The 14,058-nt window shown below is 74.5% G+C and carries 13 protein-coding genes and 1 tRNA gene; 5 read left to right on the top strand and 9 right to left on the bottom strand.

Annotated elements, in window-relative coordinates; translation table 11 throughout:
• The first annotated feature begins 38 nt into the window (after positions 1-38).
• Both AB0I72_RS09290 and AB0I72_RS09285 read left to right on the top strand, forming a co-directional pair.
• Positions 39-3,281, top strand: a complete 3,243-nt coding sequence (locus AB0I72_RS09290; protein ID WP_358564773.1) for a BTAD domain-containing putative transcriptional regulator — start codon at positions 39-41, stop codon at positions 3,279-3,281.
• A gap of 23 nt (positions 3,282-3,304) precedes the next feature.
• On the top strand, positions 3,305-3,874 hold the full coding sequence (locus AB0I72_RS09285; RefSeq protein ID WP_358564771.1) for a pyridoxamine 5'-phosphate oxidase family protein: 570 nt from the start codon (positions 3,305-3,307) through the stop codon (positions 3,872-3,874).
• On the opposite strand, the gene AB0I72_RS09280 is transcribed toward AB0I72_RS09285, so the two are convergent.
• Positions 3,846-4,397, bottom strand: a complete 552-nt coding sequence (locus AB0I72_RS09280; protein WP_358564769.1) for a sigma-70 family RNA polymerase sigma factor — start codon at positions 4,395-4,397, stop codon at positions 3,846-3,848. The two genes, AB0I72_RS09285 and AB0I72_RS09280, sit on opposite strands and share 29 nt — an antisense overlap.
• Positions 4,398-4,471: 74 nt before the next feature.
• Positions 4,472-4,681 carry a hypothetical protein gene (locus AB0I72_RS09275; protein WP_358564767.1) on the bottom strand — a complete coding sequence of 70 codons (210 nt, stop codon included), beginning with the start codon at positions 4,679-4,681 and terminating at the stop codon, positions 4,472-4,474.
• A 548-nt stretch (positions 4,682-5,229) separates the two neighbouring features.
• On the opposite strand from AB0I72_RS09275, the gene AB0I72_RS09270 reads away from it, so the two are divergent.
• Complete coding sequence (locus AB0I72_RS09270; protein ID WP_358564765.1) at positions 5,230-5,802, top strand: hypothetical protein; 573 nt, start codon at positions 5,230-5,232, stop codon at positions 5,800-5,802.
• Between the two features lie 19 nt (positions 5,803-5,821).
• Here AB0I72_RS09270 and AB0I72_RS09265 read toward each other — a convergent pair whose 3' ends face one another.
• Positions 5,822-6,199 carry a hypothetical protein gene (locus AB0I72_RS09265; protein WP_358564763.1) on the bottom strand — a complete coding sequence of 126 codons (378 nt, stop codon included), beginning with the start codon at positions 6,197-6,199 and terminating at the stop codon, positions 5,822-5,824.
• 56 nt (positions 6,200-6,255) lie between these two features.
• Positions 6,256-6,456: a hypothetical protein gene (locus AB0I72_RS09260; protein ID WP_358564761.1), complete on the bottom strand. Its 201-nt coding sequence runs from the start codon at positions 6,454-6,456 to the stop codon at positions 6,256-6,258.
• A 153-nt stretch (positions 6,457-6,609) separates the two neighbouring features.
• On the opposite strand from AB0I72_RS09260, the gene AB0I72_RS09255 reads away from it, so the two are divergent.
• On the top strand, positions 6,610-7,443 hold the full coding sequence (locus AB0I72_RS09255) for an exonuclease domain-containing protein (RefSeq protein WP_358564759.1): 834 nt from the start codon (positions 6,610-6,612) through the stop codon (positions 7,441-7,443).
• Between the two features lie 7 nt (positions 7,444-7,450).
• Here the strand turns inward: AB0I72_RS09255 and AB0I72_RS09250 are convergent, their stop codons facing one another.
• The 4 genes from AB0I72_RS09250 to AB0I72_RS09235 form a co-directional block, all read right to left on the bottom strand.
• Positions 7,451-7,822 carry a hypothetical protein gene (locus tag AB0I72_RS09250; protein ID WP_358564757.1) on the bottom strand — a complete coding sequence of 124 codons (372 nt, stop codon included), beginning with the start codon at positions 7,820-7,822 and terminating at the stop codon, positions 7,451-7,453.
• Between the two features lie 133 nt (positions 7,823-7,955).
• Positions 7,956-8,028: transfer RNA gene (locus AB0I72_RS09245), tRNA-Thr, on the bottom strand.
• 88 nt (positions 8,029-8,116) lie between these two features.
• Positions 8,117-9,682 carry an alpha/beta hydrolase gene (locus AB0I72_RS09240; RefSeq protein ID WP_358564756.1) on the bottom strand — a complete coding sequence of 522 codons (1,566 nt, stop codon included), beginning with the start codon at positions 9,680-9,682 and terminating at the stop codon, positions 8,117-8,119.
• Positions 9,683-9,779: 97 nt separating this feature from the next.
• The gene (locus AB0I72_RS09235) at positions 9,780-10,952 is read right to left on the bottom strand and encodes a DNA polymerase III subunit delta' (protein ID WP_358564754.1); all 1,173 of its coding nucleotides are present in this window, start codon (positions 10,950-10,952) and stop codon (positions 9,780-9,782) included.
• Positions 10,953-11,083: 131 nt separating this feature from the next.
• On the opposite strand from AB0I72_RS09235, the gene AB0I72_RS09230 reads away from it, so the two are divergent.
• Positions 11,084-11,725, top strand: coding sequence for a dihydrofolate reductase family protein (locus AB0I72_RS09230; protein ID WP_358564752.1), 642 nt, complete (start codon positions 11,084-11,086; stop codon positions 11,723-11,725).
• A 7-nt stretch (positions 11,726-11,732) separates the two neighbouring features.
• On the opposite strand, the gene tmk is transcribed toward AB0I72_RS09230, so the two are convergent.
• Positions 11,733-13,841, bottom strand: a complete 2,109-nt coding sequence (tmk, locus tag AB0I72_RS09225; protein ID WP_358564750.1) for a dTMP kinase — start codon at positions 13,839-13,841, stop codon at positions 11,733-11,735.
• Positions 13,842-14,058 lie beyond the last annotated feature (217 nt).

Here is a 14,058-nt window from a genome sequence, read left to right as displayed (position 1 = left end):
GTGCCGCGCCGAGGCGGACGCGGCCCTAGTCTGAACCCATGCGATTCGGGGTTCTCGGCCCACTGGCCGTCTGGACGTCCCAGGGGCGGCTGGTCCGCGTTCCCGAGGTCAAGGTGCGCACCCTCCTCGCGGAACTGCTGGTCGACCCCGGTCGGGTGGTGTCCGCCGACCGGCTCGTCGACGACCTGTGGGACGGCCCCCTGCCCGCCGACCCGACCGCGTCGCTCCAGACCCGCGTCTCCCAGCTCCGCAGGGCCCTGGGCGACGCCGAGCCCGGCGGGCGGGAACTGGTGGTCTCCCGGCGTCCGGGGTACCTGCTCGCGGTCGGCGGTGACGCGGTCGACGCGGGCACCTTCCAGGACCTGCTGTCCCGGGCGCGCGCCGTCGAGGATCCGGAGCGGCGGGCGTCCCTGCTCTCCGACGCCCTCGCGCTGTGGCGGGGACCCGCCTTCGCCGACGTCGCCGACCACGCCTTCGCCCGACCCGCGATCGCGCGCCTGGAGGAACAGCGGCTGACCGCTCTGGAGGAACACGCCGAGGCCCGCCTCGCGCTGGGCGAGCACGACCTGCTCGCCGACGAGCTCGGCGGCCTGGTGGAACGGCACCCGGCTCGGGAGCGGCTCCGCGCCGCCCACATGCGGGCCCTGTACCGTTCGGGCCGCCAGAGCCAGGCGCTCGCGTCCTTCCACGAGCTGCGCGCCCACCTCGCGGACGAGCTGGGCCTGGACCCCGGGCCGGAGCTGGTCGCGCTGTACGGCGCCATCCTGGAGCGGGCCCCCGACCTGTCTCCCCCGCCCGCGCGGACCGCACCCCCGGTGCGGTCGACGCCGTCCGCGCTGCCCGTCCCGCCGACGGAGCTCGTCGGCCGTGACGAGGAGGTCCGGAGCGTGCGAGCCCTCTTGGACACCGCCCGCCTGGTCACCCTCACCGGCCCGGGAGGGGTCGGCAAGACACGGCTCGCGCTCGCCGTGGCCGAAGAGGCCCGGGAGGCCTTCCCCGACGGGGTCGTGCTCGTGGAACTGTCCTCCGTCCCGCACCGGGATCCGGCCGGGGTCGCCGAGGCGCTGGCCGCCGCGCTCGGGCTGCGTGACGACTCCGCGGCCACGGTTTCCCTCCGCCCGCCAGGCGAGGACGGTGCGACCAGGCGGCTCGCCGACGCGCTGCGCGGTCGGAGAACGCTGCTGGTCCTGGACAACTGCGAGCACGTGGCGGCACCCGTCGGCCTGCTCGTCACCGACCTCCTGCGCGCGGCGCCCGGTCTGCGGAGCCTGGCGACCAGCCAGGCGGCGCTGTCCGTGAACGGGGAGACCCTCTGGCCGGTCCCGCCGCTGCCCGTGCCCGAGGCCGGGACACCGGCCGCGGACCTGCCGCGGGCGGCGGCGGTCCGGCTCTTCGCGGCGCGGGCGGCGGCGGCCTCCCCCGGGTTCGCGGTGGACGAGCGCAACGCGGACGCGGTCGCGACGGTCTGCCGCAGGCTCGACGGCGTCCCCCTGGCGCTCGAACTCGCGGCCACGAGGGTGCGCGCGCTCGGCGTGCACGAACTCGCGGCCCGACTCGACGACCGCTTCGCGCTGCTCACCTCGGGCTACCGGGGCGCGCCCGACCGCCAGCGCACGCTGCGCGCGGTGCTCGACTGGAGCTGGGAACCGCTCAGCGCGTCGGAACGGGCGGTGCTGCGGCGCCTGTCCGTCTTCGCCGACGGGTGCTCGTTGGCGGCGGCGCGGGAGGTCTGCTCGGGCCTGGACGTCCCCGCCGACGAGGTCCCGGACGTGCTGTCGGATCTGATCGACCGCTCCATGGTGGCCGTGCCCGCGCACGAACCGCGGCCGCGCTACCGGCTGCTGGAGTCCGTGGCCGCCTACGGGGCCGAACGGCTCCGGGAGGCCGGTGAGGAGGACACCACGCGCGACCGCCATCTGCGCCACCACGTCGACCTGGCGGAGCGGGCCGACCCCCACCTGCGGACGCCGGGACAGCGGGAGTGGCTCCAGCGCCTGGACGCCGAGACCGCCAACCTGCGCACCGCGCTGGACCACGCGGTGCGCACCGGGGCCGCTTCGGACGCGTTGCGGCTGGTCAACGCGCTCGCCTGGTACTGGACGTTGCGCGGTCGGCTCGGTGAGGGGACGCGGTCGCTGTCCGCCGCCCTGGACCTTCCCGAGCGCCCCGGCGGACGCGGCGCCCGGTACACGGCGGCGACCTGGCGCGACGCCCTCGCCCACGGTCTGGGAACGGACCCGGGGCCCCGGCCCGAGACGCCCGCCTGGGACGACCCCGCCGACGCGGACGCGGCGGCGCGCGCGGAGTGGTTCCTCGTCCACTCGCTCCTCGGGTTCGGCGGCGGTGAGGGCGGCGAGGACGCCGCGCGACGGCTGCTGGCGGCCTTCCGCGCCCGCGGGGACCGGTGGGGTGAGGCGGCGGTGTCGGCCACACTCGCGCGCGCCGCACGGGGCAGAAGCGGCCTGGCCGCGACGCGCGCGGCGGCGGAGCGGAGCATGGACATGTTCAGGGAGGTGGGCGACGGCTGGGGGCAGGTGCTCGCCGGGCAGCTCCTCGGCGAGCATGCCGAGGTCCGCGGCGACCACGAGGCGGCGGCCCGCCACCACCGCGAGGCGTTGCGCACGGCCGAGGGGCTGGGCCTGTGGACCGAGGCCGGTGAGCGGCTCACGCTGCTGGGCCGGATCGCCCTCCTCCAGGGCGACCACGACCGCAGCGACGCGCTGCACGGACGCGCCCGGCGTCTGGCCGTCGAACAGGGGCACGTGGTCGGACAGGAGTCCGCCGAACTGGGGCTGGCACTGACCGCGCGCAGGCGCGGCGACCTGGACACCGCGGAGCGGTACCTGCGGGACTGGCTGGACTGGCATCTGCGGATGCGCTCGCACTTCGGCGCCGCGCTGACCTACGCGGAACTCGGGTTCGTCGCGGAGCTGCGCGGCGACGCCGGGGAGGCGGCGCGGCTGCACACCCTCGGGCTGGAGACCGCGCGGACGACGGGGGACCCCCGGGCCGTGGCACTGGCCCTGGAGGGCCTCTCCGGAGCACGGGCGCTCGCCGGAGAGCACCGACGGGCCGCCCGCCTGCTCGGGGCCGCCGCCGCGCTCCGGGAGTCGGTGGGCGCGCCTCTGCCCGAGGCCGAGCGCGGCGACGTCGACCGCGTGCTGGGGCGTGTCCGCGCGGCTCTGGGGGACGCCGCCGCCGACGCGGAGTTCGAGGAGGGCCGCCGTCACGGTGCCGACCCGTCGCCGGAACGTCCTGAGCCGATCCTGAGGAGGTCCTGAGCCCGGTCCCGCAGGCTGTCCCCATGGATGACATGGAGAGCCGGGCCCGTCGGACGGAGGGGGCCGGGGCGATGAGCCGGAACCGCGTCGGCGACTTCGGCCGGATCAGGGGCGACTTCGACCGCATCGTCGGATCGGTCGTGTACGCGACGATGACCACCGTCGACGGCAGGGGACGCCCCCGTGCGCGCGTGCTCGTGCCCGTCTGGGAGACGGACGGCGACCGCCCCGTGGGGTGGCTCGCCACCCATCCCACGCCGGTGAAGACCGCCCACCTCGCGGGCAACCCGCACACGACCCTGTCGTACTGGAGTCCCGCCCAGAACACCGTCGCCGTGGACGCGGTGGCTACCTGGGCCGACGCGGCGGGCGTGCGGCGGCGGGTGTGGGAGCTGTACCGGGTGGGAAGCCCGCCGGGGGCCGGGTACGACCCGGGCGCCTACTGGAGCACCCCGGACGACCCGGAGTTCCGGGTCCTGCGGCTCGACCCGTGGCGGATCCAGGTCCTGCGCGGCGCCGACCTCGTGCGGGGCGCGCCCTCCAGGATCTGGCGGGCGCCGGACGTCAAGCCCGCCCCAGTCCCCGGGCGATGACGCATCCGGCGAACACGATGATCAACAGTGCGGCCAGGAGGACCACCAGGAGCGGCAGAAGGGGGAGCAGGCCGCGTGCCAGGAACCGGGTCGACGGGGGCAGCGGGAACCCGTCGCGGCCGAAGTGGTCGGCGCGCGCGGCCACGTGCGCGCGGTAGCCGTCGAGCTCGGGCCCGGTCATGCCGTTGAGCACGCGTGCCCGTACCAGCGCGGTGTGCTCGGGCATCCGCCACCCGACCGCGGGCTCCGACCGGGCGCCGCGGCGCGTGTGCCGCGCGCACTCGACCTCCGCCAGGGCGTGCAGCCACTCCCCCAGCCGGTCCGCGTCGGGCACCTGGCCGATGTGCGCACGCGCCACGATGAGGGTGTCCCGCAGCACCACGTGCGCGGTGTCGCGGTCGCGCAGGACCAGGATGCAGCGCCGGTACAGCTGCTCCCCGTAGGCGTCGATCAGGTACGCGTAGGCGTCCGCCGACGAGGTGCGGCTGGAGCGCAGGGCGCGGAGAAGATCCCGGTCCGTCATAGACCTAGAATCTACGCCGCGCGCGGCACACCCTTCTCCCCTTTGCGCGAAGACCCGCCGCCCCCGGCCGCGCCTCAGTCGCCGCCTTCGGCGTTCCCGCCGCGCGTGGCGCGCGCCGGCGCGCGCCCGCGCAGCCACAACAGCACGTACGTCAGCACGGTGAGCCCGGCGACCAGCACGGCCTCCCCCGGCCCGAGGAAGCCGAGCGCCATCACACCGGCCGCCACGACGACGAGCGCGCGCACGAGGACACGCGCCCACAGTCCCGGGGCGTCCGGACTCACCTGGGCCCTCTGGGGCGGGATGCCATCACGGCCACTCCTGTCACTGCGGCTGGGGGATGGGGAGGGCTCCGTGTCGGCGCCGCTCCCGCACCGCCCACGGGTTCCACATGTCACCACCGCGCACCGCCCCCCGCAACACGCCCGGGGCGGTGACCGGGTGAGATGATCGACACGCGCGATTCCCCACGATCGCTTGACTCCTCCCGGACTTTGCTGGTCTCCTTGGAACCATGCATCCGCACACGCCCGCCGACGCCATGGCTCGCACGGCCCTCGGGGCCCTCTGCCACCTGGCCGTCGAGGCGTGTCCGTGTTGTCGTCGCTGAGTCGCCGCGAGGGCGTGTTCCCGCGTCCGCGTCCGACCGACCCGGTGTCCGCCGTCCACGTTCCCGTGTGATCCGACCACGGCCCGCACCGGCCCGGGGTGCCTCCGTCTCCGCGTCCACGCGTCGAGCGGTCACCCCCGCCGCCCCGGTCTCCCGGGGCCCACCGACGACATCCGCGCGCTCCCCGCCGTGGGGCGCGCACACGTGAAGGATCTTCCCACGATGCCGCGACAGGCTTCCACCGCCCTCCGTTCCGCCACCGCTTCCGTCGGCGCGGCGCCGACCGCGCCGCGCCCCACCGGGGTCTCCCTGGAGGGGATCGGCGACGTGGTCGACGCCGGGCGCCGCTCCGGCTACGCCCACCTGGGCGAACGCCGTCTGCCGACGGTCGGGCGCCTGGTCTCGGCCGCACGCGGCGCCGCCGAGGCGATGCGCCGGCCCACGCTCTGGCCGGCCCGCCGGGGCCGCTGGCAGCTCGCGCCCCGTGCGGCCCGCCGCCACGCGAGCGGACGGCTCCGCGTGACCACGGTGGCGCTCGAACCGAACACCTTCGTCCCCGAACCGGCCGCGCACCCCGGCCGGGGGCACTCGCTGGAGGTCCTGTTCCTGGTCGGCGGCAGGGCGCACCTGATCGCGTCGGGCCCGGGCGGGGAGATGCTGTCGGCGGCCGAGCTGACCCCCGGACGCGCCCGCGTGGTGGGCGTGGCCCACCAGGGGTCGGGGAACCGTCGGGCGAGCCAGCACCTGGTGAACACCGGCGACGAGGTCGCCGTCGTGGTCCGGGTGACCGCCTGAGGCGAACGGGGCGCGGGGGTCACGCATCGGCGCTCCGCCCCGAGGCGGCCGCGCGCAGTTCGGCGTCCACCGCCTCGATCGAGCGGAGGACGGACGCGGTGCGCTCCCCCTCCTCCAGGTAGGCCTTCATCACCTGGTCCAGCGCGTGGGGCGGCAGATGCTCGCGCAGGTCCAGTCGGGCGGTGCGGTACCCCTCGCGGGCGGCCTCCAGGGCGGCGGACACGTACTGGCGGGCCAGCCGGGACAGCGCGAGCGGGTGTCGGCGGAGCACGCCGTGTTGCCGGTAGTCGGCGGGCACGTGGTCGAACAGCCACGCCAGGGCCGTCTGCTCGAAGAAGTCCGACCAGGGTGGGTGCACACCCGTGGGCCAGTCCGGCGGCAGCGACTGATCGGGCATACCACCAGCATACCCGTCGTTCGAAAACCCGTTCGATCGACCCCGCCGCCTCCGCCTCAGTCGGCGGAGCCGCCCTCCTCCGCGGCCCGTCTCTCCATCTCCACCCGGATGGCCTGCTCGGCCGCGTCCACCGCCGCTCGGGCGGTGATCGCGTTGGTGTGCGCCCGGTCCAACTCCTCCAGGAGGATGCAGTCGAAGGACACGCGCGCGTCGTGGATCGCGGCTTCCAACTGGCGTGACGCCTCTTCCAGACTCATGCCCCCTTCCTTCCCCACAACCGGGCCCGCGCACACCCCGCCCCACCCTCCCCATCAGCGCTCGGCCTCGGCCTGTCCTCGGGCCGTTCTACGATGTTGCTGAATCGCCGCTGTTCACGGCGGCGCCGATCGCCCGGCCGGAGAGGGACCCCCATGCGCAACCGCTATCCCGGGACCTGCACGACCTGTGCGGTCCCCGTCGCCACAGGTGACGGCGTCGTGGTCAAGGAAGGGGGACGCTGGCGCACCTACTGCGCGGAGCACGAGCCCCGCCCCACCCCGCCCGCGCGCGGCGACCACCTCGGGTGGCACACGACCGCGCTGCTCGGTTTCGACTCCGAGACCTCCTCGCGCGACCCCGAGGACGCGTTCGTGGTGTCGGCGGCGCTGGTGGACCGGGACGGCAAGTCGACCACGTGGCTGGTGGACCCCGGGCCCCGGGAGATCCCCGAGGACGCGGTCGCGATCCACGGGATCAGCACCGAGCGGGCGCGCGCGGAGGGGCGGCCCGCCGTCGACTGCCTGACGGAGATCGCCGACGCGCTCACGGCGCACCTGGCGGCGGGGCAGGGGGTCGTGGTGTTCAACGCGCCCTACGACCTGAGGGTGCTCGCCCGGGAGCTGGAGCGGCACGGGCTGCCGCCGCTGTCGGCGCGGCTCCGGGGCGCCGTCGCTCCGATCGTGGACCCGCTGGTGATCGACCGGGGCGTGGACCCGTACCGGCGCGGGAAACGCAACCTGAGCGCGATGAGCGAGTACTACGGGGTGGATCTGACCGAGGCGCACACCGCCGCGGCGGACGCCCTGGCGGCGGTGGCGGTGGCGGAGGAGATCGGCGCCCGGCACCCGGACGTGGCGGGGTTGAGCCTCACGGAGCTCCACGAGCGGCAGGTGGAGTGGGCGCTCGGGTACGCCCGCAGCCGTCAGGAGTGGCTGGACCGCACCAAGCCAGGGCACGGGACCGTGGTGGACGGCGCCTGGCCCTGAGCCGGGGTCACGGTTCGAGGGCGGTTCCCGGTCCGGCGCCGTCGCCGAGTTCGGCGACGATCCCCCGGGCGCGGTCCTCGTCGACCTCGGCCCGTTCGCCCACCACGCGCACGGCCTCCTCCGTCCGCCCCAGGGACACGAGGTCGCGCACCCGGGCACGCAGCTCGGCCGACAGGTCCTCGGGGCGCCGGGGACCCGGGACGTAACCGCCGACCTGGGGTTCGGGGGCGGCGGGCGGGCCGGTGTCCGGCGCCCGCGCGGCGGCGAGGCGCTCCTCCAGAGCGGCGATGACCCGCCGCACCGCGTAGGAGCCCCCGCCGAGCACGAGGACGGCTCCCACGAGCAGAAGCACCATGAACACCAGACTCATGGTGCGCATCTACCCCCATTTCGGTCATAACAGACACCTACCGACACAACGTACGGTAAGCATCCATTGACCGGAGGCGACTGGCCACCCCATTGGCCCCCCACGCGAAACGCCACCCCGGTCCGGGGTGGCGTTTTGCCTGAGCCGCCTGTCGGAATCGAACCGACGACCTATTCATTACGAGTGAATCGCTCTGCCGACTGAGCTAAGGCGGCGCCGCGCCGCGTGTTCGACGCGGCGAAGCGGTCACCAGTCTAGCGCCTCCACCGGGGTGATTCGTCCACGGTCACCGTGTCGGTTCCCTCACGCGCAGGCCATGCCGTCGGCGGGGACCGTCAGATCGATGAGGTACTCGTCCACCATCGTGTCCACGCACGCGTCACCCCTCCGGTAACCCGTGTGGCCGTCGCCGTCCCGGGTCACCAGGAACCCGGAGTCCAGCTGCTCGGCCAGGGCCACCGCCCACGCGTACGGCGTGGCCGAGTCCCGCGTGGTGCCCACCACCATGATCGGATCGGCGCCCGCCGCGTCGAGCGCGCCGCCCGGCGCCACCGCCTCCTGCGGCCAGTAGGCGCACGGCAGCGCGCCCCAGGCCAGCCCGGGACCGAAGTTCGGCGACTCCTCCGCGGCCTCGACCGCGGCGTCGGCGTAGGCCTCGACGTCCCGGGGGCTGGGCGAGTCCGAGCAGTTCACCGCGATCAGCGCCGCCGTGGAGTTCTCGTACGCCTCGGCGTCGGCCCGGCCGTACAGGTCGTCCCCGAGCAGGATCAGGCCCGTCCCGTCACCGTTCTCCATGGCGTCGGTGAGCGCCTCGCGCACCCGCGGCCACCAGGCGTCGGTGTACAGCGCCGCGAGCACCCCCAGCCCCGCGCGCGCCCGGTTGGCCTCGCGGTCGTCGGCGGAGTTGGTCAGCGGGTCCTCCCCGGCGTCCTCCAGGAAGGCGTTCAGCGTCGCGATCCCGTCGTCCACGCCGTCGCCGGGGCCGCCCAGCGGGCAGTCGGCCAGGGTCAGGCAGTCCTCCACGAAGGCCGTCAGCGCCGTCTCGAAGCCCGTCGCCTGGTCCACGCTCAGTTCGAGCTGGTCCATGCTCGGGTCGACCGCCCCGTCGAGGACGAGCGCCCGCACCCGTTCGGGGAACTGGTCGGCGTACTGGGCGCCGATGTGCGTGCCGTAGGAGGCCCCGAGGTAGGTCAGCCGTTCGTCGCCCAACAGCGCGCGCAGGACGTCCATGTCCTTGGCCACGTCGACGGTGCCCATGTGCAGCATCAGCTCGGGCGCGTTGGCCTCGCAGGCCTCGACGAACTCGCGCCCGCTCGCCGCCATCTCCGCCACGCCCTCGTCGGTGATCTCGGTCAGGTCCGCGTCCCCGTCCTCGGAGTCCACGTCCATCCCGAGGAACTCGTCGAGCTCGGCGGCGTCCATGCACGTGAGCGGCGTGCTGCGGCCCACGCCGCGCGGATCGAAGCCGACCACGTCGAACCGCTCGCGCACGTCGTCGCTGACCACGTAGGCGGCCTGGTCCACGTAGTCGAAGCCCGAACCGCCGGGGCCCCCGGGGTTGAGCACCAGGGAACCGATGACGTCGTCACCCTCGGCGGGCAGCCGCTTGACCGCGATCTCGATCCGCTCGCCGTCGGGCTCCTCGTAGTCGAGCGGCACCTCGAAGACCGCGCACTCGGCGCCCTCCAGCCCGGTCTCGCAGGCGTCCCAGTCGAGTTCCTGCGCGGTGAAGTCCGCCAGGGGGCCGGTCGCCCCGGCCTCGTCGGCGTCCCCCGCCGTCCCGTCGGACCCGCCGAGGGTGCAGCCGGTCGCCAGCAGGACCGCCCCCGCGAGCGAGGCCGCCAGCGGCCCCCGCTTGATCGTGCCCACCCGATGTCCGCCTCTCCGTGTCGGCCGACCGTGGCCGGCGCGCCGTCAACGCCGCACCATTGTGCCGGACCCGTCGGGATCCGGGACCCGCCGCCCGCTATCCGACGAGCAGGGCCGAGGTCATGGCCTCCATCGCGATCTGCGGGTGCACGTTGGCGGCGATCCGCTCGCGGCAGCCCATGATCGCGCCGATCCGCCGGAGCGTGGCCTCGGGGGTGCTGGACCGCGCCAGCCGCTCCAGGTCGCCGGTGCGGTCGTCCGTGGACCGCTCCACTCCGGCGCCCAGTTGGAGCGTGAGCACGTCCCGGTAGAACGCCGCCAGGTCCAGCAGCGCGCGGTCGTAGGAGTCGCGCTTGATCCGGGTGGCGCGGCGCTTCTGCCGCTCCTCCAGGTCCTTGAGCGCGCCCGCCGCGCCGCGCATCGCCTTGGCCACCCCCCTGCCGGTGGAGCCCTCGCCGAAGGCCGCCCTCATCTCGTCCTTCTCCCGCTCGTCGAGCGCGGTGGTGAGGGCCTTGGACTCCTCCTCCGCGATCTCGTAGAGCCGGGCGGCGGCGGTCACGCACGCGCCGAGGCCGTCGAGCCGTGCGGGGATGGACAGCACCTCCTCGCGGCGCCTGCGCGCCTCCGGGTCGGTGGCCAGCTGCCGCGCCCGGTCGATCCGTCCCGCGGCGGCCCGCGCGGCGGCCTCGGCGGTCGGGGGGTCGACGCCGTCGCGCCGCACGAGCGCGTCGACCACCTCCCGTGTGCCCGGGGTGGTCAGGGTGACCAGGCGGCAGCGGGAGCGGATGGTGACGAGCAGGTCGTCGGGGGTGGGCGTGCACAGCAGCCACACCGTCCTGGGCGACGGCTCCTCGACGGCCTTGAGCAGGGCGTTGGAGGCGGCCTCGGTGGCGCGGTCGGCGTCCTCGAAGAGCACGACGCGGAACCGCCCGCCGGAGGGCTTGCTCCCCGCCCGCAGAACCAGGTCACGGGTGTCGGCGACGCCGTAGCTGAGTCCGCTCGGCCGCACGTACAGCACGTCGGGGTGGGTCCCGGCGAGCACCTGGTGGCAGGAGCCGCAGTGACCGCAGCCGCCGTCCGGGCACTGGAGGGCCGCCGCGAACGCGCGCGCCGCCTCCGAGCGCCCCGAGCCGGGGGGGCCGGTGAACAGCCAGGCGTGGGTCATCCCCCCGCCGGAACCGCCCGCGACCAGGTCACCGGCGGCGGCGACCGCGCGTCGCAGCTGGCCGACCGCGGCGCTCTGGCCGACGAGGTCGTCGAAGACCGTCACTCTGTTCCCCCCGGGCCCGCGCTGATGTCCGGCTCCCAGGATAGGAGCCGCGACCGACGGGCGGCGCGGCTTCGTGTGAACCGTCGTTCCCGTCGCCTATTGTGCCGCCATCCGACGAGTGAGGAGCTTCCATGGGCATCACGCGCACCCACCTGTCCGTCTCTCTGGACGGCTTCGCGGCGGGACCGCGCCAGAGCGTCGAGCATCCGCTGGGTGTGGGCGGCGACCGCCTGCACACCTGGGTGTTCGGGCTGCAGGCGTGGCGGGCCGAGCACGGCATGACGGGCGGCGAGGTCAACGCCTCCAGCGCCGTGGTCGAGGAGGTCCAGGGGAACGTCGGCGCGGTGGTCATGGGCCGCGGGATGTTCGGCGGCGGTCCCGGACCGTGGAACGAGGAGGACCCCTGGACGGGGTGGTGGGGCGAGGACCCGCCGTTCCACGCGCCGGTGTTCGTGGTGACCCACCACCCGAGGGAGCCCCTGCCGATGGCGGGCGGCACCACCTTCCACTTCGTGACGGAGGGCCCCGAGGCGGCCGTGGAGCAGGCCCGGCGGGTGGCGGGCGACCGCGACGTGCTGGTCGCCGGGGGCGCCGCCACCGTCCGGGACTGCCTGAACGCCGGGCTCCTCGACCAGCTCGACCTGCACCTCGTCCCCGTGCTCCTGAGGGCGGGCGAGAGGCTGCTCGACGGCGTCGACGACGTCCGTCTGGAGCAGGTGCGCGCGGTGGAGGCCCCCGGCGTCACCCATCTCAGGTACCGGGTCCTGCGCTGATCCCGGACTACTCGTCCTTGATCACCGGGATCATGCCGGTCACGGCCTCCGAACCGCTCGGCACCGGGTCGGGCAGCAGCGCGCGGACACGGCGGCGGATCTCCCGGCCGATCTTCTCCTGCGACTCCTTGGCGTCCAGCACGAGGTAGCGGTCCGGGTCGGCCCTGGCCAGCTCCAGGAAGCCCTGCCGGACCCGCTGGTGGAACTCGGCCGACTCCGACTCGATGCGGTCGGCGGGACCGCCGAGGCGCGCCAGCCCGTCCTCGGGGGCGACGTCGAGCAGCACGGTCAGGTCGGGAACCAGGCCCTGGGTGGCCCAGTCGCTGATGTCGCGGATCTCCTCGGCCGACAGGTCGCGACCGGCCCCCTGGTAGGCGAGCATCGAGTCGACGTAGCGGTCGCTGATGACGATCGCGCCGCGCTCCAGGGCGGGCAGGATCTCCCGTTCGACGTGGTCGGCCTTGTCGGCCGCGTAGAGCAGCACCTCGGCCCGGTGGGTGATGTGGGAGTTCTCCTTGTCCAGGAGCAGTCCGCGCAGGCGCATGCCGAGCTTGGTCGCCCCCGGCTGCCGCGTCCCCACGACCTCGAAGCCCTGGTCGCGCAGCCACACGGTCAGCTCCCGGACCTGGGTGGACTTGCCCGCGCCCTCACCGCCCTCGACGACGATGAACGCACCGCCGTGCTTGGCCTGTCCCTCCTCCTCGCCACCGCTCGGGTCGACTCCGCGCAGGGCGGCGACGAGCTCGGGGACCAGGCCGGGACCGGCGTCGGGCGCGTTCCGGTTCATCTGGCGGTAGCACACGAACGCCACGATCACGGCGAACAGACCGGAGACCATGAGGACCACGCCGCTGCCGCGCAGGTCGTAGGTGAGCGGGCCGATCGGGAGGACGTAGTCGCCGATCAGACCGGCGGCCAGCGGGGCCAGCGCGGTGGAGCCGACCAGGACGATGCGCGCCGCCCCGTGCAGGAAGGCGAACGTGCGTCCCCGGTACTCGTCCTCGACCTCGTGGCCGAGCATGGTCAGGCCGATCACCCAGGCGAAGCCCGCGCCCATGCCGAGGACCGCGGTGAGCACGGCGGTGAGCACCATGTCCGCGACGGCGCCGGCGAGGACCAGGGCCACGCCCGCCATGACGATGCTCAGTCCGAAGAGGCGGCGACGGCTGAAGCTCTTGAGCACCCGTGGTCCGGCGAGCATGCCCAACGCCATCCCGGTGAACACCGCGGCGAAGACCATGCCGAATCCGGCGTTGCCCGCGCCCAGCGACTCGACGTGGATGCGGCCGACGCCGATGACGGCGCCCCCGGCGGCGAAGGCGCCGAGCATGCCCAGCACCAGTCCGCGCACGAGCGGCGTCCCGCCGAGGTACCGCCAGCCCGTCCACACGGCGCGCAGGATGCCGCTGTCCGAGGTGTCGCCCTCGCCGTCCCGCGCCGCCTTGTGCTTGGGGATCGGCAGGCCGACGACCACGATCGCGGCGACGAAGAAGGTCACGCCGTTGAGGTAGAGCGCGATGTCCGCCTCGGGGCTCGCCATCGAGGGCAGCAGCGCGCCGAGCACGTTGCTGACCGAGGCGAGCGCGGCGAACAGCAGCGCCGCCACGGGCGCGGTGCCGTAGGCGGTGAGCAGGCTGAGCTGGTTGGCCTGCTCCAGGAACTTCCTGGGCACCAGGTTGGGGACGGTGGCGTCCTTGGCCGGGGTCCAGAACAGGGCGACGATCTCGGCCAGGAGGTTGGCGATGAGCAGCCACTCCAGCGCGAAGCCGGGGGCGAAGAGGCCGACGAGGGGGATGGAGACGTACAGCAGGCCGCGCAGCACGTCGCCGACGACCATCGTCCAACGCCGGTCGAGGCGGTCGGCGACCACCCCCGCCAGCGGGCTGAACAGGATCGACGGGGCCAGCTTGATCACCACGACGCCGCTGACGGCGAGGTACTGGACGAGCTGGGAGCTGTCCGCGGTGAAGATCGCCGCGAGGGACATCAGGGCCAGCAGGCTGAGCCAGTCGCCCAGGCTGGAGAGGGAAAGCGAGATCCACAGCCTTCTGAAGGGTGAGATCGCGAGAACGTGGCGCGCCTCGGCCGGCGCTCCCAGGGGTGCAGATCTGCTCATAGCGCTCAAGATTATCGGTGAGGGGGATAGGGACCGACGGGTCGACGACCCGCCGCGTGGTGATTCGAGAGGTGGAGTCGGAGGTCACACACGTTTCACGCGTTCCCCTCCGTCACACACAGACTAGTACGGAACCCCCGTCCCCGACAGGGGTCGCGCGGAGCGGGTGGCCGACCCTGACCGGAGGACCGCTCACCTGGGCGCCTCCCACGGGGGA

Origin of the sequence: Nocardiopsis sp. NPDC049922, from assembly GCF_040660275.1 — a bacterium.
In the GTDB taxonomy this organism is placed as follows: Bacteria; Actinomycetota; Actinomycetes; order Streptosporangiales; family Streptosporangiaceae; genus Nocardiopsis.
The sequence above is the reverse complement of the archived record's forward strand: the minus strand, read 5'-3'. Positions and strand labels throughout refer to the sequence as shown.